This window comes from Pseudomonas sp. FG13 (assembly GCF_057809755.1).
This window is the reverse complement of sequence record NZ_JBMDKO010000037.1, coordinates 1-23,807: the sequence shown is the minus strand read 5'-3', so window position 1 is coordinate 23,807 and position 23,807 is coordinate 1. Positions and strand designations below refer to the sequence as shown.

General features: G+C 60.9%; 25 protein-coding genes. 14 read left to right on the top strand and 11 right to left on the bottom strand.

Features of this window, described 5'->3' with window-relative positions:
- Positions 1-36 precede the first annotated feature (36 nt).
- The 4 genes from moaC to ACODTO_RS22755 all read left to right on the top strand — a co-directional run bounded on the left by moaC (position 37) and on the right by ACODTO_RS22755 (position 2,221).
- Positions 37-510 carry a cyclic pyranopterin monophosphate synthase MoaC gene (gene moaC / locus ACODTO_RS22770; protein WP_139644976.1) on the top strand — a complete coding sequence of 158 codons (474 nt, stop codon included), beginning with the start codon at positions 37-39 and terminating at the stop codon, positions 508-510.
- A complete protein-coding gene (moaD, locus tag ACODTO_RS22765) occupies positions 507-749 on the top strand; it encodes a molybdopterin converting factor subunit 1 (RefSeq protein ID WP_139644978.1) in 243 nt (80 codons plus the stop codon). Before moaC ends, moaD begins: the two co-directional genes overlap by 4 nt.
- A 3-nt stretch (positions 750-752) precedes the next feature.
- Positions 753-1,208, top strand: coding sequence for a molybdopterin synthase catalytic subunit MoaE (moaE, locus tag ACODTO_RS22760; RefSeq protein WP_139644980.1), 456 nt, complete (start codon positions 753-755; stop codon positions 1,206-1,208).
- A gap of 236 nt (positions 1,209-1,444) precedes the next feature.
- Complete coding sequence (locus ACODTO_RS22755; RefSeq protein WP_139644982.1) at positions 1,445-2,221, top strand: ABC transporter substrate-binding protein; 777 nt, start codon at positions 1,445-1,447, stop codon at positions 2,219-2,221.
- Between the two features lie 100 nt (positions 2,222-2,321).
- Here ACODTO_RS22755 and ACODTO_RS22750 read toward each other — a convergent pair whose 3' ends face one another.
- From ACODTO_RS22750 to ACODTO_RS22730, 5 genes are all read right to left on the bottom strand, one after another.
- Positions 2,322-2,948 carry a helix-turn-helix transcriptional regulator gene (locus tag ACODTO_RS22750; protein WP_041021610.1) on the bottom strand — a complete coding sequence of 209 codons (627 nt, stop codon included), beginning with the start codon at positions 2,946-2,948 and terminating at the stop codon, positions 2,322-2,324.
- 88 nt (positions 2,949-3,036) lie between these two features.
- Complete coding sequence (locus ACODTO_RS22745) at positions 3,037-4,164, bottom strand: NAD(P)/FAD-dependent oxidoreductase (protein ID WP_175363649.1); 1,128 nt, start codon at positions 4,162-4,164, stop codon at positions 3,037-3,039.
- A gap of 175 nt (positions 4,165-4,339) precedes the next feature.
- Positions 4,340-5,287, bottom strand: a complete 948-nt coding sequence (locus ACODTO_RS22740; RefSeq protein WP_489107083.1) for an ornithine cyclodeaminase family protein — start codon at positions 5,285-5,287, stop codon at positions 4,340-4,342.
- A gap of 126 nt (positions 5,288-5,413) precedes the next feature.
- Positions 5,414-6,880: an ATP-dependent RNA helicase RhlB gene (gene rhlB, locus ACODTO_RS22735; protein WP_175363651.1), complete on the bottom strand. Its 1,467-nt coding sequence runs from the start codon at positions 6,878-6,880 to the stop codon at positions 5,414-5,416.
- 89 nt (positions 6,881-6,969) lie between these two features.
- The gene (locus ACODTO_RS22730) at positions 6,970-7,626 is read right to left on the bottom strand and encodes an alpha/beta hydrolase (protein WP_139644989.1); all 657 of its coding nucleotides are present in this window, start codon (positions 7,624-7,626) and stop codon (positions 6,970-6,972) included.
- Positions 7,627-8,100: 474 nt separating this feature from the next.
- Here ACODTO_RS22730 and ACODTO_RS22725 point away from each other — a divergent pair, with 474 nt between their 5' ends.
- The 4 genes from ACODTO_RS22725 to ACODTO_RS22710 all read left to right on the top strand — a co-directional run bounded on the left by ACODTO_RS22725 (position 8,101) and on the right by ACODTO_RS22710 (position 12,262).
- Positions 8,101-9,132: an amino acid ABC transporter substrate-binding protein gene (locus ACODTO_RS22725; protein ID WP_139644991.1), complete on the top strand. Its 1,032-nt coding sequence runs from the start codon at positions 8,101-8,103 to the stop codon at positions 9,130-9,132.
- A gap of 65 nt (positions 9,133-9,197) precedes the next feature.
- Entirely contained in the window at positions 9,198-10,379 is a 1,182-nt protein-coding gene (locus ACODTO_RS22720) for an amino acid ABC transporter permease (RefSeq protein ID WP_139644993.1), read from the top strand.
- Between the two features lie 10 nt (positions 10,380-10,389).
- Positions 10,390-11,487 carry an amino acid ABC transporter permease gene (locus ACODTO_RS22715; protein ID WP_139644994.1) on the top strand — a complete coding sequence of 366 codons (1,098 nt, stop codon included), beginning with the start codon at positions 10,390-10,392 and terminating at the stop codon, positions 11,485-11,487.
- 10 nt (positions 11,488-11,497) lie between these two features.
- Positions 11,498-12,262, top strand: coding sequence for an amino acid ABC transporter ATP-binding protein (locus tag ACODTO_RS22710; protein ID WP_003178331.1), 765 nt, complete (start codon positions 11,498-11,500; stop codon positions 12,260-12,262).
- A 62-nt stretch (positions 12,263-12,324) separates the two neighbouring features.
- On the opposite strand, the gene ACODTO_RS22705 is transcribed toward ACODTO_RS22710, so the two are convergent.
- Entirely contained in the window at positions 12,325-12,807 is a 483-nt protein-coding gene (locus ACODTO_RS22705) for a type II TA system antitoxin MqsA family protein (protein WP_489107082.1), read from the bottom strand.
- Positions 12,804-13,115, bottom strand: a complete 312-nt coding sequence (locus ACODTO_RS22700) for a type II toxin-antitoxin system MqsR family toxin (RefSeq protein WP_489107081.1) — start codon at positions 13,113-13,115, stop codon at positions 12,804-12,806. The genes ACODTO_RS22705 and ACODTO_RS22700 overlap by 4 nt, the downstream gene beginning before the upstream one ends.
- Positions 13,116-13,282: 167 nt before the next feature.
- Between ACODTO_RS22700 and ACODTO_RS22695 the strand changes: the two genes are divergently transcribed.
- From ACODTO_RS22695 to ACODTO_RS22675, 5 genes are all read left to right on the top strand, one after another.
- Positions 13,283-13,942: a FadR/GntR family transcriptional regulator gene (locus ACODTO_RS22695; protein WP_139645000.1), complete on the top strand. Its 660-nt coding sequence runs from the start codon at positions 13,283-13,285 to the stop codon at positions 13,940-13,942.
- Positions 13,932-15,260: a CynX/NimT family MFS transporter gene (locus ACODTO_RS22690; protein ID WP_489107080.1), complete on the top strand. Its 1,329-nt coding sequence runs from the start codon at positions 13,932-13,934 to the stop codon at positions 15,258-15,260. The genes ACODTO_RS22695 and ACODTO_RS22690 overlap by 11 nt, the downstream gene beginning before the upstream one ends.
- 88 nt (positions 15,261-15,348) lie before the next feature.
- On the top strand, positions 15,349-15,819 hold the full coding sequence (locus ACODTO_RS22685) for a nuclear transport factor 2 family protein (protein ID WP_139645004.1): 471 nt from the start codon (positions 15,349-15,351) through the stop codon (positions 15,817-15,819).
- Positions 15,820-15,860: 41 nt separating this feature from the next.
- A complete protein-coding gene (locus ACODTO_RS22680) occupies positions 15,861-16,175 on the top strand; it encodes a GIY-YIG nuclease family protein (RefSeq protein ID WP_139645006.1) in 315 nt (104 codons plus the stop codon).
- 79 nt (positions 16,176-16,254) lie between these two features.
- Positions 16,255-17,190: a glutathione S-transferase family protein gene (locus tag ACODTO_RS22675; protein WP_139645008.1), complete on the top strand. Its 936-nt coding sequence runs from the start codon at positions 16,255-16,257 to the stop codon at positions 17,188-17,190.
- A 194-nt stretch (positions 17,191-17,384) separates the two neighbouring features.
- Here the strand turns inward: ACODTO_RS22675 and ACODTO_RS22670 are convergent, their stop codons facing one another.
- Entirely contained in the window at positions 17,385-17,741 is a 357-nt protein-coding gene (locus ACODTO_RS22670) for a glutaredoxin family protein (protein WP_139645010.1), read from the bottom strand.
- Positions 17,741-18,745 (bottom strand): nucleoid-associated protein YejK, encoded by a 1,005-nt coding sequence (gene yejK, locus ACODTO_RS22665; protein WP_014340016.1) that lies wholly within the window; start codon positions 18,743-18,745, stop codon positions 17,741-17,743. Before yejK ends, ACODTO_RS22670 begins: the two co-directional genes overlap by 1 nt.
- 396 nt (positions 18,746-19,141) lie before the next feature.
- Between yejK and ACODTO_RS22660 the strand changes: the two genes are divergently transcribed.
- Positions 19,142-19,426: an HU family DNA-binding protein gene (locus ACODTO_RS22660; RefSeq protein WP_024777638.1), complete on the top strand. Its 285-nt coding sequence runs from the start codon at positions 19,142-19,144 to the stop codon at positions 19,424-19,426.
- 85 nt (positions 19,427-19,511) lie between these two features.
- On the opposite strand, the gene rlmF is transcribed toward ACODTO_RS22660, so the two are convergent.
- On the bottom strand, positions 19,512-20,537 hold the full coding sequence (gene rlmF / locus ACODTO_RS22655) for a 23S rRNA (adenine(1618)-N(6))-methyltransferase RlmF (RefSeq protein WP_489107079.1): 1,026 nt from the start codon (positions 20,535-20,537) through the stop codon (positions 19,512-19,514).
- A gap of 254 nt (positions 20,538-20,791) precedes the next feature.
- Positions 20,792-23,638 (bottom strand): valine--tRNA ligase, encoded by a 2,847-nt coding sequence (locus ACODTO_RS22650; RefSeq protein WP_139645014.1) that lies wholly within the window; start codon positions 23,636-23,638, stop codon positions 20,792-20,794.
- Positions 23,639-23,807 lie beyond the last annotated feature (169 nt).

Genomic DNA, 23,807 nt, shown 5'->3' with positions numbered 1-23,807 from the left:
GGTTTACAATCGACGCTCCTGATCAGGAGTAACCCTGTGCTGACCCATCTCGATTCCCAAGGTCGCGCCAACATGGTCGACGTGACCGACAAGGCCGTGACGTTCCGTGAGGCCACCGCCGAAGCTTTTGTGCGCATGTTGCCCGCTACGCTGCAGATGATCGTCAGCGGCGGTCACCCCAAGGGCGATGTGTTCGCCGTCGCACGTATTGCCGGCATCCAGGCGGCGAAAAAAACCAGCGATCTGATTCCGCTCTGTCATCCGCTGATGCTCACCGGCGTCAAGGTCGAGCTCAATGCCGAAGGGGAGGATCGGGTGCGCATCGTTGCCCGTTGCAAGCTCTCGGGACAGACAGGGGTGGAGATGGAGGCCCTGACCGCCGCCAGTGTCGCCGCGCTGACCATCTATGACATGTGCAAGGCCGTGGACCGGGCCATGACCATTGAAGGGGTTCGGGTGCTGGAAAAGCTCGGCGGCAAGAGTGGTCATTTCCAGGCGGACGCGTCATGAAAATCCATGTGAAGTTCTTTGCCCGTTACCGCGAGGCCGTGGGCATGGACGCTTTGAGCGTCGATGGTCAATTCACTACGGTCGACGACGTTCGCGCGCTGTTGGCGGATCGCCAGGGCTTCGACGTGTTGAGCGAGCAGACCCTGATGTGCGCCCGCAACGAAGAGTTGTGCCAGCTCGATGAACCGCTGGTGGACGGTGACGAAGTCGCGTTCTTCCCTACGGTGACCGGAGGCTGAGTCATGGCGATTCGTGTACAGGCCGACCCGTTCGATCCGGGCGCCGAAGTCAACGCGATGCACGCGGCCAATGTCGGCGTGGGCGCGGTGGTGAGTTTTGTCGGCTACGTGCGGGACTTCAATGACGGCCTGGATGTGTCCGGGATGTTCCTGGAGCACTACCCGGGCATGACCGAGAAAGCCCTGGGCAAGATTGCCATCGAGGCGCAGCAGCGCTGGCCGCTGCTGAAGCTGGAAGTGTTGCACCGCATCGGCGCCCTGGAGCCGGGCGAGCCCATCGTTTTCGTCGCTGCCGCCAGCGCCCATCGCCAGGCGGCATTCGACGCTTGCGCCTTTGTCATGGACTACCTCAAGACCCGCGCCCCATTCTGGAAGAAGGAAAACACTGCGGATGGCCCGCGCTGGGTCGAGGGACGGGACAGCGATCATGCGGCGGCGGATCGCTGGAAGCAGCAGTAGACCTTCTTTGTTATCTGATAGTCCGTCATCGCGAGCAGGCTCGCTCCCACAATGGATCCGTGCAAGCCGGGATCCTCTGTGGGAGCGAGCCTGCTCGCGATGGGGGCCATCGGCCTTCCATCATTTCTTCAATTGACGGCGTGTACATTAAAGTCCAGTATGGATTTATAAGTACATAATTAGTCGTGCCTGCTGTTTCTCTGCCAAACCAACAACAATCCCGCGAGAGAACGATCATGAAGAAATTCCCCCTCGTCACTGGCCTGGCCCTGAGCCTGCTGGCCTCCAGCAGCCTGTTCGCCGCAGAGAAGACCCTGCGCATCGGCATCGAAGCGGCCTATCCGCCATTTGCTTCCAAGACCTCGGAAGGGAAGATCGAGGGTTTCGACTACGACATCGGCAATGCGTTGTGCATACAGATGAAGGTCAAGTGTGAATGGGTCGAAGGTGAGTTCGACGGACTGATTCCATCGTTGAAGGTGAAGAAGATCGACATGGCGCTGTCGTCCATGACCATCACCGAAGAGCGCAAGAAGTCGGTGGATTTCACCCACAAGTACTATTTCACCTCTTCGCGGCTGGTCATGAAGGAGGGGGCCGTGGTGGATGACCAGTACGCCAGCCTGAAGGGCAAGACCGTGGGTGTGCAGCGGGCGACCACCACCGACCGCTACGCCACCGAAGTCCTCGAACCCAAAGGTGTGATCGTCAAGCGCTACAGCAACAACGAAGAAATCTACATGGACCTGGCATCCGGCCGCCTGGACGCGATTTTTGCCGACACCATCCCGCTGGAGGATTTCCTGTCGATGCCCCGGGGCAAGGGCTACGGCTTTGTCGGTCCTGAACTCAAGGACCCGAAATACGTTGGGGAAGGTGCTGGTATTGCGGTGCGCAAGGGCAATACCCAGTTGGTGGCAGATTTGAACAAGGCCATCGATGGTATTCGGGCCAACGGCGAGTATCAGAAGATCCAGGCCAAGTATTTCAAGTCGGATATCTATGGTGACTGATTGATTGTCATCGCGAGCAGGCTCGCTCCCACATTTTGATCCGTGCGAACCTGTGGGAGCGAGCCTGCTCGCGATGGCGTCAGCCCAGGCAACACAAACCTCAGCCCTTCAATTCCTTCAAGTGCTTGTACACCGTCGCCCGCCCCATATTCAGCACATTGGCCACATAGTTGGAGGCGCTCTTGCCCTTGAAGGCACCTTCGGCGTGCAGCGCCAGCACCAGCTCGCGTTTATGGTCGCGGGTCAGCAGGTTCAGGCTCAACTGACGCTCGCGCATCCAGGCATGCAAAAAGGTGTTGATGCGTTCCTGCCAGTCATCGCGAAACAGGGAGTCGGGCTGCGGAATCAACTTGCCGGGTGACAGGAACAGGTCCAGCGCCGCCTTGGCATTCTCGAACAGTGAAATATTCAGGTTGATGCACAGTACCGCCAATGGTCGGCCTTCGGCGTCGCGCAAGACGCTGCTGAGGCTGCGAATCTTCTGCCCGTCCCAGTTCAGCTTTTCATACGGACCGATGTTTCGTTCGTTGACGTCCTCGCTGAGCATGTCCTCCAGGGACGAGTCGTCACCGATCTCGCGCTTGGAAAGATTATTGGCGATGTAATCGACTTTCTGCGTGCGCAGGTCGTGCAGCACCACCTCGGCGTGAGGGTAGAACAGGGTGGCGATGGCGTCGGCGATGGTGTGGAAATTGTCCATGGCCGGATCGGGTTGCGGGGCGGTCATCACAGGGCTCCAGGCAGCGTCGGCGCCCCGTGAAGCAGGGGCGCAGGGAGTGTGCCGCAATCGTGGCGATGCGTCACCTCCGGGAAGGTCAGCCAAGTCTCGCCGGCGACAGCATTGCGCTGCTCAGGCCGAAGCCAGTCAGGGCTTCGGGCAGCGGTTCGCCGCGTACCAGCGCTGCGCTGGCCTGGCCCATTGCCGGGGAAGTCTGAATGCCATAGCCGCCCTGGGCGGCGACCCAGAAGAATCCGGGTAGCTGCGGGTCGAAACCGGACAGCAGGTCGCCGTCGTGGACAAAACTGCGCAACCCGGCCCAAGTGCGGATCGGGCGGCGGATGCTCAGGGTAGTGGCCTCTTCGATCTGGTAGATACCCAGGGCGATGTCCAGCTCTTCCGGTTGTACATCGTGGGGCTCCACCGGGTCTGCGTTGGCCGGCGAACCCAGGAACATGCCGGCATCGGGCTTCATGTAGAAGGATTCGTCGAGGCTCACCAGCATCGGCCAGTCATGGATATCCAGGCCTTCGGGGCCGGCGAAGATGAAAGCCGCCCGCCGCTTGGGTTGCAGGCCCAGCGTCCGGGCGCCGGCCATTTGCGCAACCTGGTCGGCCCAGGCACCGGCCGCGTTGATCAGAATCGGCGCAGTGAAGGTCCGGTTGGCCGTTCTCACCTGCCACAGCCCCTGGTTGTCGCGAATCAGGTCCAGGACTTCGCTGTCGGTGTGCACCTCGCCGCCGTTGCGGCGGATGCCGCGCAAGTAGCCCTGGTGCAACGCATCCGTGTCGATGTCGGCGGCCGTGGGGTCATAGATGGCCCCATGGACTTTTTCCCGGCGCAGGATCGGCAGACGCGTGCAGGCTTCGTCGGCGCTGAGCAATTGCATCTGCGGCACGGTGGCCTTGGCGCTGAGGTACTGATTGTTCAACTCGGCCGGATCACCGGTGAAGTCCACGGTCATTTCGCCCCGGGGCGTGAGCAGCGGGTGTTCGCAGAAGCCGGCCGGTGGTGTGTCGAAGAAATCGCGACTGGCCTGGGTCAATGCCCGTACCTGTGGGGTGCCGTAGGCGGCGGTGTACAGCGCCGCCGAACGGCCGGTGGAGTGGTAGGCCGGATGGGATTCACGCTCGAGCACAACGACCCGGCCATGGGGGGCCAGCCAGTAGCCGGTGGAGGCACCGGCAATGCCGCCGCCGATGATGATGAAATCTGCTGAGGTCATGAAACTCTCCTGTGGAGCGCGATCCTGAGGACGTCGCTGGCCCCCTGTGGGGGCGAGCCTGTGTGGGAGCCGAGCTTGCTCGCGATGAAGACGCCTCGATCCATTGACCGTGTTTTCGTTCATCGCGAGCAAGCGTTGCTCCCACAGGCTCGCTCCCACCGGGGTATGTGGTGTATCAGTTGCGGAGTTGGTAAAGCGCATTCGCCAACGCCACATCTTCCAGCCCCAGGCCGATGGAGCGGAAGAACACGTGACGCTCAAGGGCGGGCCGCGCAACCTGTCCGCTGAGCAGCTCAGGCAAGTCACCGATGATGCTCGACGGTTGCCAGCCATGTTGTTCGGCAGCGATCAGCATCTCGCCGGCCGAGCCAGGTGTGGTCTGACGATAATCGCAGTACACGTCCATGTCATCGAGGCTGTGGGGCGGCACTTCATGGGCGCGCGGGGCGTTGGTGCTGATTGAAGTGATCAGCGCCGGCTTGCCCAGCATCTTCGGTTCGAGCACTGCTTTGGCGGACGAGGTGCAGAGCATCACTACGTCGGCATCGCGTACCGCCGCCGCAAGGCTGTCGGCAATCTCCAGGCGCGGATCCAGGCCGGTGATCGATGCACGTTCCTGTGCCGTCTTGCTCTGCAGGCCTGGCGAGTAGAGGCTGATGGTCTTCCATTCCCGCAAGCCCTTGACGTAATGCACATGCGCCCGCGCTACCGCACCGCTGCCGATGACGGCCAGGCGTTGGGCCTGGGGCAGGGCGAGGGCGTCGACGGCGACGGCCGTGGTGGCTGCGGTGCGAGCGGTCGTCAGTTCGGCGGCATCGCACAACAACAGCGGTTGGCCGGTGCGCATCGACATCAGCAAGGTCCAGGCGGTGATCAGCGGGCCCTGGTCGCGCACGATGTAGGGCGACGTCTTGACGCCATAGACCTGATCCTCGGCCAACACGCCCAGGTAGTTGATGAAGTCCCCGGCGCCCTGGGGAAATTCCACCCATTGCTGGGCCGGTTGCACCGCTTGCCCGGCCGCAAGGTCGCGAAACAGTTTGCGCAGGATCTGCGGCACATCGACTTGCCCGAGCAGTGCGCGAGCCTGGGCTTGGGTCATCACATAAGGTGTGCTGGACATGGGGGGCTCCGGAGTGTTCCGTGTAAACTAATTTGTCCATTATGGACTTTTAGTTTATTCGAGCAATATCCCGGGCAAAAAAAAGCGCAGCCGTCGAGGGCTGCGCTTTTTGGGGGGGAGCGATTGTCAGTGACGTTTGCGCTCAACCGGCCGCAACAGATGGGTCGGCGGCATTTCGCAACTGATCTTGCGGCCCAGCAGTGCCTCGATGGACGGCAACTGATAGGAGTCGTCCTCTCCGGCGAAGCTGATGGACACGCCCTCGGCGCCGGCACGACCGGTACGGCCGATGCGGTGCACGTAGTCGTCCGGCACTTCCGGCAGGGTGAAGTTGATCACATGGCTGATGCCGTCGATGTGGATGCCACGTCCGGCCACGTCAGTCGCCACCAGTACGCGGATCTTGCCTTCGCGAAAGCCCTCGAGCGTCTTGATGCGTTTGTGCTGGGGCACATCACCCGACAGCTGGGCCGCGTTGACGCCGTCGCGCACCAGCCGTTCCTCGATGCGCCGCACTTCGTCCTTGCGGTTGGCGAACACCATGACCCGTTCCCAACCGTTGTCGTTGACCAGGTTGTAGAGCAGCTTGTACTTGTCGGCAGCGGCTACGGCGTAGATATGTTGTTCGACGTTTTCACTGGCGACGTTCTCGGCTTCGATTTCGACGATGGCCGGGTCGGTGGTCCATTGCCGGGCCAGGTTCATCACGTCCTCGGTGAACGTGGCGGAGAACAGCAGGGTCTGGCGTTCGCTTTTCGGCGGGGTCTGGCGAATGATCTGGCGCACTTGCGGGATGAAGCCCATGTCGAGCATGCGGTCGGCTTCGTCCAGCACCATGACCTCAACCATATCCAGGTGCACGTCGCCGCGCTGGTTGAAGTCCAGCAAGCGGCCGGGGGTTGCCACCAGGATGTCGCAATGACGGGCTTCGAGGTGCTTGAGCTGCTTGTCGAAGTCCATGCCGCCGACGAACGTCATGACGTTCAGACCGGTGTATTTGGTCAGGTCGGCAGCGTCCTTGGCGATCTGCACCACCAGCTCGCGGGTCGGCGCGATGATCAGTGCCCTCGGTTCGCCCATGTAGCGCTCTTTGGGCGGCGGCGTCTGCAGCAACTGGGTGATGGTGGAGATCAGGAACGCAGCGGTCTTGCCGGTGCCGGTCTGGGCGCGACCGATGGCGTCCTTGCCGGCGAGGGTGTAACCCAGCACCTGGGCCTGGATTGGCGTGCAGTACGGAAAACCCAGGTCCTGGATGGCATGCATCAGTTCCGGGGCCAGCTTGAAATCGTGGAAGCGGGTCTTGCCTTCCTGGGGCTCTACGACGAAGTCCTCGAGCTTCCAGGCGACGACCGGTGGCTTCGGTGCCCGTTCGCGGCGTGGCTTGGGAGCTTCGTTGCGCGGCTTGTCCGGCGCAGGAGCGGCGGCCGGCGAGGTCACCGGCTCTTTTTTCGTCTGCGCGACAGGTGCGGGGCGGCGCGATTGTTGTGGCGCCTCGGTACGGCTCGGGCCGTGGTCAGGGGCGCTGGGGCCAGGCGCGAGCTGCTCGGCCTCGCCCTTACCGAACATCTTCTTGAGTGCTTTGAGCACGGTCATCTCATCGATTGGTTAAGGAATGTACGCCGGCCAGTGTAATGCAAGAAACGGGCGCGGCGTAGTGTGTTAGTCAAAGGCTTGGCGGTGATTCAGCGCAACCGTTCGGCCAGCCAGGTGCCGATGTCGCGAATCTCCTCGGGTAACACTTCGTGGCCCATTGGGTATTCCTGCCATGTCACGGTGACACCATGCTGCTTTAAATACTCTTTCGCGGTCCGGCCCATGGGATTGAGCACCACTTCGTCGTATTGCCCGTGCAGCGCCAGGACCGGAATGCGTTGCTGGCTGGCGGATAACTGCAGTTCGTCACCGAATGTCGGTGCATAGGTGGACAGTGCGATCACACCACCCAGTGGTCCCTGCCACTTCACGAAGGCCGTGTGATAGACCACCGCACCGCCTTGGGAAAAGCCAGCCAGGAAAATTCGCGAAGCGTCTATTCCGCTGGCTCGCTGGCTTTCGACCAGGTCCATGACCCGTTTGGCCGACACTTCCAGCTGCTGCTCGTCAATGGCTCGGGCCGGGCTCAAGGCACGGATGTCGTACCAACTGGGCATGGCGTAGCCGCCGTTGATCGTTACTGGCTGGGTGGGTGCCTGGGGTAGAACGAAACGGGTGGTGTGCAGGCTTTGCTGCAAGATTTCGGCAACCGGCATGAAGTCATAACGATCGGCGCCCAGGCCGTGGAGCCAGATAACACACGCGTCCGCAGTGCCGTTGGGCTCGAGAATCAGGGGGTCGGTCATGGTTGTGCTCCAAATCTGTGCGGGCGCGCTCAATCAGTGCGTGGTTACGGTGCGTGCCCGGTGTCTCAGTTAATTAGATGTCGCAAAAGTACAACTTTTTGTCTTGACGTATTTCTCAAGGGCCAAGCGCGGCGGTCTGGTACGGGCTTTGCTATGAGGATACTTGAGTGATGAATCTTACGCTGCGCGGTAACACTATCAGCTCGACGCGACGCATGGGATATCAGAAATCCGGTGATGGATGTTCGCCAATAGCCGCTACGGGCTTCGCGAACGTGAAGGGCTACAGCCCGTTCGGCCGATTGGTGAGAAGTGGGTATGGTCGCCAATGGTGCACCTTCCTCATTAATAGACTCATAGCGAAGGTCCAGACGTCGGTTGACCCTAAAAAAAGCCAACAAGGGTCGGCAATGCCCCAAAAGGGTGCGACAGGACTCAAGCTCCGACACAACAAGAGCAAAACTGGAGGTTTGAATGAAGTTACTGAAATCCACCCTGGCTGTCGTGACCGCAGCAGCTGTCCTCGGCGTCAGCGGGTTCGCTCAGGCGGGTGCAACCCTGGACGCAGTGCAGAAGAAAGGTTTTGTACAGTGCGGCGTAAGTGATGGCCTGCCGGGTTTCTCGGTGCCTGATTCGACCGGCAAGATCGTCGGTATCGACGCAGACTTCTGCCGCGCGGTTGCCGCTGCGGTATTCGGTGATGCAAGCAAGGTCAAGTTCAGCCAGTTGAACGCCAAGGAGCGCTTCACCGCGCTGCAGTCCGGCGAAATCGATGTGCTTTCGCGTAACTCCACCATGACCAGTTCCCGTGACGCGGGCATGGGCCTGAAGTTTCCAGGCTTCATCACCTACTACGACGGCATCGGCTTCCTGGCCAACAACAAACTGGGCGTCAAGAGCGCCAAGGAACTGGACGGTGCAACCATCTGCATCCAGGCCGGTACCACCACCGAACTGAACGTTTCCGACTACTTCCGCGCCAACGGCCTGAAGTACACCCCGATCACGTTCGACACCTCCGATGAAAGCGCCAAGTCGCTGGAATCCGGTCGTTGCGACGTACTGACCTCCGACAAATCCCAGCTGTTCGCCCAGCGCAGCAAGCTGGCTTCGCCGAAGGACTACGTGGTTCTGCCGGAAACCATTTCCAAGGAACCGCTGGGCCCGGTCGTGCGTAACGGCGACGACGAGTGGCTGGCAATCGTTCGTTGGACTGGCTATGCACTGCTCAACGCTGAAGAAGCCGGTGTGACCTCGAAGAACGTCGAGGCTGAAGCCAAGTCCACCAAGAACCCGGACGTCGCTCGTATGCTCGGCGCTGACGGTGAATACGGCAAGGACCTGAAACTGCCGAAAGACTGGGTCGTGCAGATCGTCAAGCAAGTCGGTAACTACGGTGAAATGTTCGAGCGCAACCTCGGCAAGGGCACCCCGCTGGAAATCGACCGCGGCCTGAACGCGCTGTGGAACGCTGGCGGCATCCAATACGCACCACCAGTGCGCTGATGGTTCTATCACCCGGTGGGCCAACCACCGGGTGATGTTCTGTTCCATTCTTTGCGGGGCACTTCATGCAAAATTCAATCGGCGCACCAAAGCAGAGGCTCAGTCTCAGCGATCCAAAAGTGCGTGCGTGGGTATTTCAGATCGTCACTGTCGTGGCGGTTATCACGCTGGGCTGGTTCCTGTTCGACAACACACAGACCAACCTCCAGCACCGTGGTATCACATCCGGTTTCGGTTTCCTGGAACGCAGTGCCGGGTTCGGCATCGCTCAACACCTGATCGACTACACCGAAGCGGACAGCTATGCCCGCGTCTTTGTCATCGGTTTGCTCAACACGTTGCTGGTGACCTTCATCGGGGTGATCCTGGCGACCATTCTCGGCTTCATCATCGGTGTCGCGCGCTTGTCGCAGAACTGGATCATCTCCAAGCTGGCGACCGTTTACGTGGAGGTCTTCCGTAACATCCCACCGCTGCTGCAGATCCTGTTCTGGTACTTCGCGGTATTCCTGAGCATGCCTGGGCCGCGCAACAGCCATAACTTCGGCGACACCTTCTTCGTCAGCAGCCGGGGCCTGAACATGCCGGCCGCGCTGGTTGCCGATGGGTTCTGGCCGTTCGTGGTCAGCGTCGTGCTGGCGATTGTCGCCATCGTGCTGATGACGCGCTGGGCCAACAAGCGTTTCGAAGCGACCGGCGAACCGTTCCACAAGTTCTGGGTGGGCCTGGCGCTGTTCCTGGTGATCCCGGCCGTGTGCGCATTGGTGTTCGGTGCCCCAGTGCGTTGGGAAATGCCGGAACTCAAGGGCTTCAACTTCGTCGGTGGCTGGGTGCTGATCCCGGAACTGCTGGCCTTGACCCTGGCGTTGACTGTGTACACCGCGGCATTCATCGCCGAGATCGTGCGTTCGGGCATCAAGTCGGTCAGCCACGGCCAGACCGAGGCGGCCCGCTCCCTGGGGCTGCGCAACGGTCCGACCCTGCGCAAGGTGATCATCCCGCAGGCTCTGCGCGTGATCATTCCGCCGTTGACCAGCCAATACCTGAACCTGGCGAAAAACTCCTCCCTGGCGGCCGGTATCGGCTACCCGGAAATGGTGTCGCTGTTCGCAGGTACGGTGTTGAACCAGACCGGCCAGGCCATCGAGGTGATCGCGATCACCATGAGTGTGTACCTGGCGATCAGTATCAGCATTTCCCTGCTGATGAACTGGTACAACAAGCGCATTGCGCTGATCGAGCGGTGAGGAAACGCGCATGACATCCCATACTTTCAAACCCGACATGCCTCCACCGAGCAACAGCATCGGTGTGGTGGCGTGGATGCGCGCCAACATGTTCTCCAGCTGGATCAACACGCTGCTGACCCTGTTTGCGTTCTACCTGATCTACCTGATTATCCCACCGCTGCTGCATTGGGCGATCCTGGATGCGAACTGGGTAGGTACTACCCGCGCCGACTGCACCAAGGACGGCGCCTGCTGGGTATTCATCCAACAGCGTTTCGGCCAGTTCATGTACGGCTACTACCCGGCGGACCTGCGCTGGCGCGTGGACCTGACTGTGTGGCTGGCAGTGATCGGCGTGGCGCCGTTGTTCATCTCGCGCTTCCCGCGCAAGGCGATCTATGGCTTGAGCTTCCTGGTGGTGTATCCGATCGTCGCCTGGTGTCTGCTGCACGGTGGTGTGTTCGGTCTGGACGCCGTGGCGACCAGCCAATGGGGCGGCCTGATGCTGACCCTGGTAATCGCTACCGTCGGTATCGCCGGCGCACTGCCGCTGGGTATCGTACTGGCGCTCGGGCGTCGCTCGAACCTGCCGGCGATCCGCGTGGTCTGCGTGACCTTCATCGAGTTCTGGCGTGGCGTGCCGTTGATCACGGTACTGTTCATGTCGTCGGTGATGCTGCCGCTGTTCCTGCCTGAAGGCATGAACTTCGACAAGCTGCTGCGGGCGCTGATCGGGGTCATCCTGTTCCAGTCGGCTTATGTAGCCGAAGTGGTGCGCGGCGGTCTGCAAGCCATTCCAAAGGGACAATACGAAGCGGCTGCGGCGATGGGCCTGGGTTACTGGCGCAGCATGGGCCTGGTGATTCTGCCGCAAGCCCTGAAGCTGGTGATCCCGGGCATCGTCAACACCTTCATCGCGTTGTTCAAGGACACGAGCCTGGTGATCATCATCGGCCTGTTCGACTTGCTCAACAGCGTGAAACAAGCTGCCGCCGACCCGAAATGGCTGGGCATGGCCACCGAAGGCTATGTGTTCGCCGCCCTGGTGTTCTGGATTTTCTGTTTTGGTATGTCGCGCTATTCCATGCATCTGGAACGCAAGCTCGACACTGGCCACAAGCGTTAGGAGTTCTGTAATGAGCGAAGCAATCAAGCAGCCTGTGAGCCCTGAAGGCATTATTCAGATGCAGGGTGTAAACAAGTGGTACGGCCAGTTCCATGTGTTGAAAGACATCAACCTGAACGTCAAGCAGGGCGAGCGCATCGTGCTGTGCGGCCCGTCGGGCTCCGGCAAGTCCACCACCATCCGTTGCCTCAACCGGTTGGAAGAGCACCAGCAAGGCCGCATCGTGGTCGATGGCGTGGAGCTGACCAACGACCTCAAGCAGATCGAAGCGATCCGCCGCGAAGTCGGCATGGTGTTCCAGCACTTCAACCTGTTCCCGCACCTGACCATTCTGCAGAACTGCACCCTGGCGCCGATGTGGGTGCGCAAGATGCCCAAGCGCAAGGCCGAGGAAATCGCTATGCACTATCTGGAGCGCGTGCGCATTCCAGAGCAGGCGCACAAGTACCCGGGCCAGCTCTCCGGTGGTCAGCAGCAGCGTGTGGCCATCGCTCGCGCCCTGTGCATGAAACCGAAAATCATGCTGTTCGACGAGCCGACCTCCGCTCTCGACCCGGAAATGGTGAAGGAAGTACTCGACACCATGATCGGCCTGGCCGAAGACGGCATGACCATGTTGTGCGTAACCCACGAAATGGGCTTCGCCCGCACCGTGGCCAACCGCGTCATCTTCATGGACAAGGGTGAAATCGTCGAACAGGCGGCGCCGAACGACTTCTTCGACAACCCGCAGAACGACCGCACCAAACTGTTCCTGAGCCAGATCCTGCATTGATCGACGCCAGGTAATGAAATAAACCCGGACTTGTCCGGGTTTATTTTTTAGTGCGTCGGTGCTCAGGACGCCGTGAGGGTTTCGAGCTCCTTGTGCACCTTGGTCTTGAATTGCCTCAAGTCCGCTCCTTCCGCCAGGGTCCGTGCATCTGCGAGCAAATGAGGGTAGAGGTCAAGCAAGCGCATCAGCAGTATCAGTGGTTTTGGCGGCAATATCTCGCCGCGCTCGTAGCGGGAAATCGCGTTATGCCCTCCGCCTGACAAAAGCGATACGGCTTCTTTCTGCGAGAGGTGCAGCTTGCGGCGGATGCGCTTCATTTCCTCTCCGATCATCTGCCTGGCGGCATTGACCAACTCATCACCCGCCTTCGCATGGCGTTCCGAGCAATGGGCATCAAGCTCGACCTCCCCGCACATCCGGCATTCCCAGCCTGACAAATCATCGACTCGGCGTTCCAGGCCCTTGACGCTCAGGGTTTCGCCACGACCTTTGAAGTGCAACATCCCCTCCGGGGCGCCACAGCTGAAGCATTGCTGGGTTTTCATGCGTTTTTCTCCTTGAAGGAGATTACCGGTGGACCTCCGCTCGGGCGATAGGTGACCTTGATGTAAATCTCCAGACCATGTGTATTGACGTGATAGACGTCGTGCCAGAGCCGATGATCGTTATAGGTGGTCATCGATTTATGGAACTGTTTTCGCCGGAGTCCGGAAATGACCTCCAGCATCTCTGGGAGCGTCAGGCCGAGCGCCCAGGCGTTGTTTTTTGCCATACTGGTGAATGCATTCCCCCCGAGCCGCCTGACATCCGCCTGTATCACCGCCAGCGCGTAATGAGGTGTGTTCTTTTCCATAAGAAACTTGAACCCCTGCTTCTAGGATTACCCTAAAAGGGTAATTCTGACCAATCGAAAATGTTGCTTCGTTTCCCTCTTCTTGACCGTAGGCGGTTGCCGTCCTGCATGAAGCTGACTAACATGTCAGAAAATTCATCCTATGATTGGATGAAAGGGCGCTTTCAATGACAGAAATTTCTCCAATAATCCGTCGATCATTGGTCGATCAGGCACTGGACCAGATGCGTCGGCGCATCAGTGACGGCCTGTGGCCGGTGGGGCAGCGACTGCCCACCGAGCCGGAACTGGTGGCCGAGCTGGGTATCAGCCGTAATACCGTGCGTGAGGCCATGCGCGTACTGGCATTTTCTGGGTTGATCGAGGTTCGCCAGGGCGACGGCAGTTATGTACGGGCGCTGGTCGATCCACTGGATACCCTCAAGGTGCTGTCCCGCTGTTCGCTGGAGCAGGCTCGGGAAACCCGACATATCCTGGAGGTCGAGGCCATCGGCCTGGCGGCGATGCGGCGTACCGACGAAGACCTGCAGGCCTTGCACCAGGCGCTACGCGCCAGTGGCGCGCACTATCACGGCGACCTGGAGCAGTACATCGCCTGCGACCTGGTGTTCCATCGCCGCTTGGTAGACGCTGCGCACAACCCGGCGCTCAGTGAGTTGTATCGCTATTTTTCCAGCGTGATCGCTGCGCAACTGCGCCAGAGCCTCAACATCGCCCCGCGTCATCAACACGTGTTCGACCTGCATGCCGAAATCCTCGAAGCCGTCGAGCAGCAAGACCCGCAACGGGCCAAGGCCCTTTGTCGACAGTTGATCAATGAACCCTGAGTCCGAGTTTTCCATGTCCCGCGATCTGCCTGACCCTGCCCCCTCGAAGACGCCCAAGCGCGGCGCCGAGCTCGAAGAATTGTTGATCGACGCCGAGGCCGACGACGAACTGGCCCAGCAGGCCCATCCGCTGCTGAGCCGGCCCTGGCTGTTGCTGCTCGGGTTGATCCTGGTCGCGTTGAACCTGCGCCCGGCGCTGTCGAGCCTGGCGCCGTTGCTCAGCGAGGTGTCGAAAAACCTCGGCCTGTCGGCTGCCCAGGCCGGTTTGCTGACTACGTTGCCGGTGCTGTGTCTTGGCTTGTTCGCGCCACTGGCGCCTGTGCTGGCGCGGCGTTTCGGTGCCGAGCGCGTGGTGCTGGGAATCTTGCTGACGCTTGCCGGGGGGATTGTGCTGCGCAGTTCGTTCGGCCAGGTTGGCCTGTTCGCCGGCAGTATCCTGGCCGGTGCGAGCATCGGTGTGATCGGGGTGCTGTTGCCGGGCATCGTCAAGCGTGACTTCGCCCGCCAGGCCGGGACCATGACCGGGGTCTACACCATGGCGTTGTGCCTGGGCGCGGCGATGGCCGCCGGGGCAACGGTGCCGTTGAGCGAGCAACTGAACCACAGTTGGGCCCTGGGGCTTGGGTTCTGGGCGATTCCGGCGTTGCTGGCCGCCATATTCTGGCTGCCGCAAACCGCTCAGAAGCAGGGTGCCCACCAAGCGGCGTATCGGGTTCGCGGGTTGTTGCGCGATCCATTGGCCTGGCAAGTGACGCTGTATATGGGGTTGCAATCGTCCCTGGCCTACATCGTGTTCGGTTGGCTGCCGTCGATCCTCATCGGCCGTGGCCTGACCCCAACCCAGGCCGGCCTGGTGTTGTCGGGTTCGGTCATCGTGCAGTTGATCAGTTCCCTGGCGGCGCCCTGGCTGGCGACCCGTGGCAAGGATCAACGCCCGGCCATCGTGATCGTCATGATCATGACCCTTGGAGGGTTGTTCGGTTGCCTCTACGCCCCCCTCGACGGTTTGTGGGGTTGGGCGATCCTGCTGGGGTTGGGGCAGGGGGCGACGTTCAGCCTGGCGCTTACGCTGATCGTGCTGCGTTCGCGAGACGCCCATGTGGCCGCGAACCTCTCCAGCATGGCCCAGGGCTTCGGTTATACCCTGGCGTCCCTGGGGCCGTTTGCAGTGGGCGTGGTGCATGACTGGACCGGTGGGTGGCAAGCCCTGGGCTGGATCTTCGGCTTGATCGGCCTGGGTGCGATCATCGCCGGTATCGGGGCGGGGCGGGCGTTGTACGTCGGGGTCAGCAGCGAGAAAATCACCGGCCTTCGCTGATGTCATTTACATGGCGAATGACGATAGTGTTCCCGGCGGCGGCAGATTATTGTGGTGGGTCCACTGAAACGCTTTTCGGAGTCTGTCCATGAGTGATGCCCACAATGCCCTGATCAACCGGTTCTATCAGGCCTTCCAGCGCCTGGACGCCGAAGCCATGAGCGCCTGCTACACCGATGACGTGGTCTTCAGCGATCCGGCGTTCGGCGAGCTGCGTGGGCGTGACGCCGGTGACATGTGGCGCATGCTCACCACCCGCGCCAAGGACTTTTCCCTGACTTTCGATAATGTGCACAGCGACGAGCGTTCCGGTGGCGCGCATTGGGTGGCGACTTACCTGTTCAGCCAGACCGGCAACGTTGTGGTCAACGACATTCAGGCGCGCTTCGTGTTTCGTGATGGCAAGATCTGCGAGCATCACGACAGCTTCGATCTGTGGCGCTGGTCCCGCCAGGCCTTGGGTGCCAAGGGCCTGCTGCTGGGCTGGACGCCGCTGGTGCGCAACGCGGTCAGGGCCCAGGCCCTCAAAGGGCTTCGGGCGTTCCAGGCCAGTCGCTGATAAGATCGCGGCATGTTTCCTACGCGCCTGTTGAACATTTCGTGACGATTGCCAACAACACTTCAGAGCTTCCTGTGGAGGCTGCGGCCGAGCCGGGCAAGCCCTGGTTCGTCTACCTGGTGCGGGCTGCCAACGGCGCGTTGTACTGTGGCATCAGCGATGACCCGGTGCGCCGTTTCGCCAAGCACCAGAGCGGCAAGGGCGCACGTTTCTTTCTTTCCAGCCCGGCGGTGGCATTGGTTTATACCGAAGCCTGCCGTGATAAGGGCGAAGCCTTGCGCCAGGAGCGGCTGATCAAGAAGCTGCGCAAAAGCGCCAAGGAGTGCCTGGTGGCGTCGCATCATCCATCCCACTGATGAGCGCTCATCAGGTGGGTAGGCTGTCTGTCCATGGCGCGCTAAGCTTGCGGCCTTCCTTCCTGCATTGGCAAATCTCATGTCAGAGCTGATTCTTCATCACTACCCGACGTCCCCCTTCGCCGAGAAAGCCCGCCTGTTGTTGGGGTTCAAAGGCTTGTCCTGGCGCTCGGTCAACATCCCTCCGATGATGCCCAAGCCCGACCTGACGGCATTGACGGGGGGCTACCGCAAGACGCCGGTGTTGCAGATCGGCGCGGATGTTTATTGCGATACGGCCTTGATCGCTCGTCGATTGGAGCAGGAAAAGGCCACGCCGGCGCTGTTTCCCGAAGGCCGGGAGATGATTGCAGCCTCCTTCGCGGCCTGGGCCGATTCGGTGGTGTTCCAGCATGGTGTGAGCCTGGTGTTCCAGCCTGAGTCGATGGCCGTGCGTTTCGCCAAGTTGTCGCCTGAAGCGATCAAGGCGTTCATCGCGGATCGCGCCGGGCTGTTCAGTGGTGGCAGCGCCACGCGTTTGGCTGCCGAGCAGGCCAGGCATCAGTGGACGACAATCATGGCGCGTCTTGAGCAGCAGTTGCAGCGCGAGGAAGGCGACTTCCTGTTGGGGGAACCCTCGATTGCCGACTTCGCCATGGCGCACCCCCTGTGGTTTCTCAAGGGCACACCGGTGACTTCGCCACTGGTGGATGCGTACCCGGCTGTCTCGGCCTGGCTGGCGCGGGTGTTGGCTTTCGGTCATGGTGCGTCGAGCGCGATGAGTTCCGAAGAAGCCTTGGAAGTGGCCCGCAACGCCACGCCGGCCGCGTTGCCGGATGAACCATTCGATGAGTCGAACGGGTTTGCGAAAGGGCAACGGGTGAGCGTCGCCGCGACTGACTATGGTGTCGATCCGGTGGCGGGGGAGTTGCTGTTTGCCGGGCGCGAAGAGCTGATCCTGCGTCGTGAAGATGAGCGCGGCGGGGTGGTGCATGTGCACTTTCCGCGGTTTGGATTTCGAATAGAGGCTCGCTAAGTCACCCATGACCTGTGGGGGCGAGCCTGCTCGCGATAGCGGTGTGACAGTCAGTGCAAATGGTGACTGGAATACCCTCATCGCGAGCAGGCTCGCTCCCACACTGGATTGGCGATGTTCCCAGGATGGCGGTCAGCAGCTGATTCAATGTGGGAGCGAGCCTGCTCGCGATTGAGGCCAGCGGTTGCAAAAAGCTATGTTGCAGACAACGCCTCAAGAACCCTTTGCGGTTCATACCCACGAATCAACGTGCCATTCACGTCCAGGATCGGAATTCCCCGACCGCCCAGCGCCTCATAGGCCTTGCGCGCTTCGGGGTCTTTCTCGATGTCGAACTCGCGATACGGCACGCCTTTCTCATCCAGGAACCGTCGCGTTGCCTTGCAGTAGCCGCACCAGTCGGTGGCATACAACGTAACGCGGGCATTGCTGCGAATCTGCTGTGACACCATCTGCGAAGGGTTGAGCAACCGCTCGATCTTACCCCAGTTCTGGTAAGCCACGACGACCAGCAGAATCAGCAGAAACTTCCTCAGGACCCCGCCGAACATCAATTTCGCCGTTTCAACTGGTCCGTCAACGACGTCGGCAACCCTTTGATGATCAACGTACCGGCTTCTTCGTCATATTCGATCTTGGACCCCAGCAGGTGTGCTTCGAAGCTGATGGACAAGCCTTCGGCGCGGCCGGTGAAGCGGCGGAATTGATTGAGGGTGCGTTTATCCGCCGGGATTTCCGGCGACAGGCCGTAGTCCTTGTTGCGGATGTGATCGTAGAAAGCTTTCGGGCGATCCTCGTCGATCAGCTCGGACAGTTCTTCCAGGCCCATGGGTTCGCCGAGCTTGGCCTGGCTGCTGGCGTAATCCACCAGGGTCTTGGTCTTTTCCCGGGCATCGTCTTCCGGCAGGTCCTCGCTTTCGACGAAGTCGCTGAAGGCCTTGAGCAGTGTGCGGGTTTCGCCGGGGCCGTCGACACCTTCCTGGCAGCCGATGAAGTCGCGGAAGTATTCCGAGACCTTCTTGCCGTTCTTGCCCTTGATGAAGGAAATGTACTGCTTGGACTGTTTATTGTTCTGCCATTCCGACACGTTGATCCGCGCCGCCAGGTGCAACTGGCCCAGGTCCAGGTGACGGGACGGGGTGACGTCCAGCTCATCGGTGACCGCCACGCCTTCGCTGTGGTGCAGCAGGGCGATGGCCAGGTAGTCGGTCATGCCCTGTTGGTAATGGGCGAACAGCACGTGGCCGCCCACCGACAGGTTGGACTCTTCCATCAGCTTCTGCAGGTGCTCCACCGCCACGCGACTGAACGCGGTGAAATCCTTGCCGCCGTCCAGATATTCCTTCAGCCAGCCGCTGAACGGATGTGCCCCGGACTCGGCATGGAAAAAACCCCAGGCCTTGCCTTGTTTGGCGTTGTAGCTCTCGTTGAGGTCGGCAAGCATGTTTTCGATGGCCGTGGACTCTGCCAGTTCGGAGTCCCGGGCATGGAGCACAGCAGGGGTGCCGTCGGGTTTTTTGTCGATCAGGTGGACGATGCAATGACGGATCGGCATGGGCTTCTCGGCTGATGAAAGAGAGGAGGGCACGCTCCCCTGAAAAGCGCCCAGTGTACCGCAATCACTGGTTTTGGAGCGCTGCGAAGGGGATTTCGGAGCCGTCCGACGGCCTATATGCATTTTTTTACCGATTTAGCGCAATAAAGCTGACCAAATGGGTAGCTAAGGGCGGATATTTCACAGGCGTTGTGCTAGTTTTGCCCGGTCTTACGCGAAGGCACTGCGTTAAGCGTGCATTCAGCATTTGTCAGGTCGAACCAAACCCGGATTTCGGCATCTATTACCCCGACCCGTCGTGGTGATGACCGAGGGTGTCTGATCCGAGGAGATCGGGCTCGATGGCTGACACTGCACTCTGCAATCCATATGAATTTGATAGGGAAGGAACACTACATGGCTCTTACTAAAGACCAACTGATCGCTGACATTGCTGAAGCTATCGACGCGCCGAAAACCACCGCGCGTAACGCTCTGGACCAGTTGGGCCAAATCGTTGCCGATCAGCTGGAAAGCGGCGGCGAAATCACCTTGCCAGGTATCGGCAAGCTGAAAGTCACCGAGCGTCCTGCCCGTACCGGCCGCAACCCTTCGACTGGCGCTGCCATCGAAATCGCTGCAAAGAAAGTCGTCAAACTGGTTCCGGCCAAAGGCCTGGTTGATTCGATCAACGCCAAGTAAGACGCTTAAGAAAACCGTGCAGCGGAGCAGTCCGGGCACGGTTTTTTGTTGTCCTGAATAAAGTGGTCGGTGCAATAAGCCCCGTTCAGTCCTTGCGAACCCATCGCGCCTGACGCCAGGCCTGCTGCTGGGCCTCGGTATGGAACGTCCAGGCCACGAAGCGGCTCTGCTTTTGTCCTTGGGACATCTCCACCACTTCGCTGTGCACCACGCCGGCCTTCTTCAGTGCCGCCTGAATCGCCGGCAGATTCGAAACCTTCGACACCAGGGTACTGAACCACAGGACCTGCCGGGCCAACTGCGCGCTTTCTCCGATCAGTTGGGTCACGAAGCGGACTTCTCCCCCCTCGCACCAAAGCTCGGCGGCCTGACCGCCGAAATTCAGGACTGGCAACTTGCGTTTCGGATCGGCCTTGCCCAGGGCGCGCCACTTACGCTGGCTGCCGCGGGTGGCCTCCTCCAGGGACGCGTGGAACGGTGGATTGCACATCGTCAGGTCGAACCGCTCGGCTTCGTCGAGCAGGCCCAGCAGGATCTGCTTGCGATTGGTTTGTTGGCGCAGTTGGATCACCTTGGCCAACCCATTGGACTGGACGATGGCCTTGGCCGAGGCGATGGCCGTCGGGTCGATCTCCGAGCCCAGGAAGTGCCAGCGATAGTCGCTGTAACCGATCAGCGGATACACACAGTTGGCGCCGGTGCCGACGTCCAGCACCTTCACCGCCGCCCCCCGAGGAATTTCCCCTTCGTTATGGCTGGCGAGCAGGTCGGCGAGGAAGTGCACGTAGTCCGCACGACCCGGCACCGGAGGGCACAGGTAGTCGGCCGGAATGTCCCAGTGGGCAATGCCATAGAAGGACTTGAGCAGCGCCCGGTTGAACACCCGCACGGCCTCAGGGCTGGCGAAGTCGATACTTTCCTTGCCATAGGGGTTGATGATCACGAACCTGGCCAGTTCTGGTGTGCCCTTGATCAATGCCGGGAAGTCGTAGCGGCCCTGGTGGCGATTGCGCGGGTGCAGGCTGGCTTTCTCACGGGGCACGACGGCCTTGGCTTCGGTGGTGGGCTTGGGCTTATGGCGTGCGGGTCTGGGGGGGCGGGGCGCGGTCATGGGCGGGTCGATTCGGGGCTGGCTCAAAAAGTGGCGGGCATTGTCCCATATCCCGCACGGTATTGAGGCTTGTACGAATTAAATGTGGGAGCGAGCCTGCTCGCGATAGCGGTGGGGCAGGCTGCATCCGTGGCGAATTTACTGCCGTCATCGCGAGCAGGCTCGCTCCCACAGGGTTTGTTCAGCGTTTGGAGGAAATGGCGGGCAGAAAAAAGGAGGCCACCAGGGCCTCCTTCGTTCATTGCAGCTTGCCGTTACAGACTGGCAATCCGCGCATGTTGCTCGGCCAGCTTGCCCAAGGCCTGTTCCGCCTCGGCCAGTTTGGCCCGTTCCTTCTCGATGACCTCGGCCGGGGCCTTGTCGACGAAGCCGGCGTTGGACAGCTTGCCGCCGACCCGCTGCACTTCGCCCTTCAGACGCAGGATTTCCTTGTCCAGGCGCGCCAGCTCGGCGGCCTTGTCGATCAGGCCGGCCATCGGCACCAGCACTTCCATCTCACCGACCAGAGCGGTGGCAGACAGTGGTGCTTCTTCGCCGGCAGCCAGGACCGTTACCGATTCGAGCTTCGCCAGTTTCTTGAGCAGCGCTTCGTTTTCCTCGAGGCGGCGCAGGTCTTCGGCGCTGGCGTTCTTCAGGAACAGCGTCAGCGGCTTGCCCGGGCCGATGTTCATCTCGGCGCGGATGTTGCGCAGGCCGAGCATGAAGGTCTTGAGCCATTCGATGTCGTCTTCGGCCGCCGGGTCGATGCGGCTCTCGTTGGCCACAGGCCACGGTTGCAGCATGATCGTCTTGCCTTGGGCGCCTGCCAGCGGCGCGATGCGCTGCCAGATTTCCTCGGTGATGAACGGCATGAACGGGTGCGCCAGACGCAGGGCCACTTCCAATACCCGAACCAGGGTCCGACGAGTGCCGCGCTGGCGTTCGACCGGTGCGTTGTCGTCCCACAGCACCGGCTTGGACAGTTCCAGGTACCAGTCGCAATACTGGTTCCAGATGAACTCGTACAAGGCTTGCGCAGCCAGGTCGAAACGGAACTGGTCCAGCTGACGGGTCACTTCGGCTTCGGTACGTTGCAGCTGCGAGATGATCCAGCGGTCCGCCAGGGTCAGCTCAAAGGCCTCGCCGTTCTGGCCGCAGTCTTCACCCTTGTCCAGCACGTAGCGCGCGGCGTTCCAGATCTTGTTGCAGAAGTTGCGATAGCCTTCGACGCGGCCCATGTCGAACTTGATGTCACGACCGGTGGACGCCAGGGAGCAGAAGGTGAAGCGCAGGGCGTCGGTGCCGTAGCTGGCGATGCCATCGGCGAACTCTTCGCGGGTGGCTTTCTCGATCTTCTTCGCCAGTTTTGGCTGCATCAGCCCGGAGGTGCGTTTCTGCACCAGGGTTTCCAGGTCGATGCCGTCGATGATGTCCAGCGGGTCGAGGACGTTGCCCTTGGACTTGGACATCTTCTGGCCCTGGCCATCGCGCACCAGGCCGTGGACATAGACGGTCTTGAACGGGACCTGCGGCGTGCCGTCTTCGTTCTTCATCAGGTGCATGGTCAGCATGATCATCCGGGCGACCCAGAAGAAAATGATGTCGAAACCGGTGACCAGCACGTCGGTGGAGTGGAATTTCTTCAGGAACTCGGTCTGTTGCGGCCAGCCCAGGGTCGAGAACGTCCATAGGCCCGAGCTGAACCAGGTGTCGAGGACGTCGTTGTCCTGTTGCAGCGCAACGTCCGGGCCCAGGTTGTGCTTGGCGCGGACTTCGGCCTCGTCGCGACCGACGTAGACCTTGCCCGACTCGTCGTACCAGGCCGGGATGCGATGGCCCCACCACAGCTGGCGGCTGATGCACCAATCCTGGATGTCGCGCATCCACGAGAAGTACATGTTCTCGTATTGCTTGGGCACGAACTGGATGCGGCCGTCTTCCACGGCGGCAATCGCCGGCTCGGCCAGCGGCTTGGTGGAGACGTACCACTGGTCGGTCAGCCACGGCTCGATGACGGTGCCGGAACGGTCGCCTTTCGGCACCTTCAGGGCATGGTCGTCGACGCTGACCAGCAGGCCGGCGGCATCGAACGCGGCGACGATCTGCTTGCGCGCTTCGAAGCGGTCGAGGCCGGCGTATTCGGCCGGGATCTGGCCGTCGATGCTCTCGTTCAGCGTGCCGTCCAGGTTGAACACCTGGGCTGCCGGCAAAACGTTGGCGTTCTTGTCGAAGATGTTCAGCAGCGGCAGGTTGTGGCGCTTGCCGACTTCGTAGTCGTTGAAATCGTGGGCCGGGGTGATTTTCACGCAGCCGGTGCCGAATTCAGGATCGCAGTAATCGTCACCGATGATCGGGATACGACGGCCGACCAGGGGCAGCTCCACGAACTTGCCGATCAGGGCCTTGTAGCGCTCGTCGTTCGGGTTCACCGCCACGGCCGAGTCGCCCAGCATGGTTTCCGGACGGGTGGTGGCGACGATCAGGTAATCCTTGCCTTCGGCGGTCTTGGCGCCATCGGCCAATGGGTACTTCAGGTTCCACAGGAAACCTTTCTCGTCGTGGTTTTCCACTTCGAGGTCGGAAATGGCGGTGTGCAGCTTGGTGTCCCAGTTGACCAGGCGCTTGCCGCGATAGATCAGCCCGTCTTCATGCAGGCGCACGAAGGCTTCCTTCACCGCTTCCGAGAGGCCGTCGTCCATGGTGAAGCGCTCGCGGCTCCAGTCAACGGACGAGCCGAGGCGACGGATCTGGCGGCTGATGTTGCCACCGGACTCGTCTTTCCATTCCCAGACTTTCTCGAGGAACTTCTCGCGGCCCAGGTCGTGGCGATTCTGGCCCTGGGCTTCAAGGCGGCGTTCCACCAGCATTTGCGTGGCGATGCCGGCGTGGTCGGTGCCCGGCTGCCACAAGGTGTTGCGGCCTTGCATGCGACGGAAACGGATCAGGGCGTCCATGATCGCGTTATTGAAGCCGTGGCCCATGTGCAGGCTGCCGGTGACATTCGGCGGCGGGATCATGATGGTGTAGGAATCGCCCGCGCCTTGCGGAGCGAAATAATTCTCGGACTCCCAGGTGTTGTACCAGGAAGTTTCAATGGCGTGCGGCTGGTAGGTCTTATCCATGCGCGGCGGGACCCTATTGGCATTTATTCAGGAAAAGCCGGGAAGTATAGCGGGCGGGGCAGATGCAAGCCACTGGCGGGAGGCGCCGGGCGCAGAGTTTATGGACACCGTTGAACCCTGTGGGAGCCGAGCTTGCTCGCGATGGCGGCGGATCAGTTGCATCCAATGC

Excerpts from the sequence above, each read along its gene's own strand:
- ACODTO_RS22685 (WP_139645004.1), top strand. The coding sequence starts at position 15,349 with ATGAGTGATGCCCACAATGCCCTGATCAACCGGTTCTATCAGGCCTTC.
- ACODTO_RS22725 (WP_139644991.1), top strand. The coding sequence starts at position 8,101 with ATGAAGTTACTGAAATCCACCCTGGCTGTCGTGACCGCAGCAGCTGTC.
- ACODTO_RS22740 (WP_489107083.1), bottom strand. The coding sequence starts at position 5,287 with ATGTCCAGCACACCTTATGTGATGACCCAAGCCCAGGCTCGCGCACTG.
- rlmF (WP_489107079.1), bottom strand. The coding sequence starts at position 20,537 with ATGACCGCGCCCCGCCCCCCCAGACCCGCACGCCATAAGCCCAAGCCC.
- ACODTO_RS22710 (WP_003178331.1), top strand. The coding sequence starts at position 11,498 with ATGAGCGAAGCAATCAAGCAGCCTGTGAGCCCTGAAGGCATTATTCAG.
- yejK (WP_014340016.1), bottom strand. The coding sequence starts at position 18,745 with ATGCCGATCCGTCATTGCATCGTCCACCTGATCGACAAAAAACCCGAC.
- ACODTO_RS22670 (WP_139645010.1), bottom strand. The coding sequence starts at position 17,741 with ATGTTCGGCGGGGTCCTGAGGAAGTTTCTGCTGATTCTGCTGGTCGTC.
- ACODTO_RS22705 (WP_489107082.1), bottom strand. The coding sequence starts at position 12,807 with ATGAAAACCCAGCAATGCTTCAGCTGTGGCGCCCCGGAGGGGATGTTG.
- moaE (WP_139644980.1), top strand. The coding sequence starts at position 753 with ATGGCGATTCGTGTACAGGCCGACCCGTTCGATCCGGGCGCCGAAGTC.
- ACODTO_RS22730 (WP_139644989.1), bottom strand. The coding sequence starts at position 7,626 with ATGACCGACCCCCTGATTCTCGAGCCCAACGGCACTGCGGACGCGTGT.
- ACODTO_RS22660 (WP_024777638.1), top strand. The coding sequence starts at position 19,142 with ATGGCTCTTACTAAAGACCAACTGATCGCTGACATTGCTGAAGCTATC.
- moaD (WP_139644978.1), top strand. The coding sequence starts at position 507 with ATGAAAATCCATGTGAAGTTCTTTGCCCGTTACCGCGAGGCCGTGGGC.
- rhlB (WP_175363651.1), bottom strand. The coding sequence starts at position 6,880 with ATGACCGTGCTCAAAGCACTCAAGAAGATGTTCGGTAAGGGCGAGGCC.
- ACODTO_RS22745 (WP_175363649.1), bottom strand. The coding sequence starts at position 4,164 with ATGACCTCAGCAGATTTCATCATCATCGGCGGCGGCATTGCCGGTGCC.
- ACODTO_RS22675 (WP_139645008.1), top strand. The coding sequence starts at position 16,255 with ATGTCAGAGCTGATTCTTCATCACTACCCGACGTCCCCCTTCGCCGAG.
- ACODTO_RS22755 (WP_139644982.1), top strand. The coding sequence starts at position 1,445 with ATGAAGAAATTCCCCCTCGTCACTGGCCTGGCCCTGAGCCTGCTGGCC.
- ACODTO_RS22690 (WP_489107080.1), top strand. The coding sequence starts at position 13,932 with ATGAACCCTGAGTCCGAGTTTTCCATGTCCCGCGATCTGCCTGACCCT.
- ACODTO_RS22695 (WP_139645000.1), top strand. The coding sequence starts at position 13,283 with ATGACAGAAATTTCTCCAATAATCCGTCGATCATTGGTCGATCAGGCA.
- ACODTO_RS22720 (WP_139644993.1), top strand. The coding sequence starts at position 9,198 with ATGCAAAATTCAATCGGCGCACCAAAGCAGAGGCTCAGTCTCAGCGAT.
- ACODTO_RS22650 (WP_139645014.1), bottom strand. The coding sequence starts at position 23,638 with ATGGATAAGACCTACCAGCCGCACGCCATTGAAACTTCCTGGTACAAC.
- ACODTO_RS22715 (WP_139644994.1), top strand. The coding sequence starts at position 10,390 with ATGACATCCCATACTTTCAAACCCGACATGCCTCCACCGAGCAACAGC.
- ACODTO_RS22700 (WP_489107081.1), bottom strand. The coding sequence starts at position 13,115 with ATGGAAAAGAACACACCTCATTACGCGCTGGCGGTGATACAGGCGGAT.
- ACODTO_RS22750 (WP_041021610.1), bottom strand. The coding sequence starts at position 2,948 with ATGACCGCCCCGCAACCCGATCCGGCCATGGACAATTTCCACACCATC.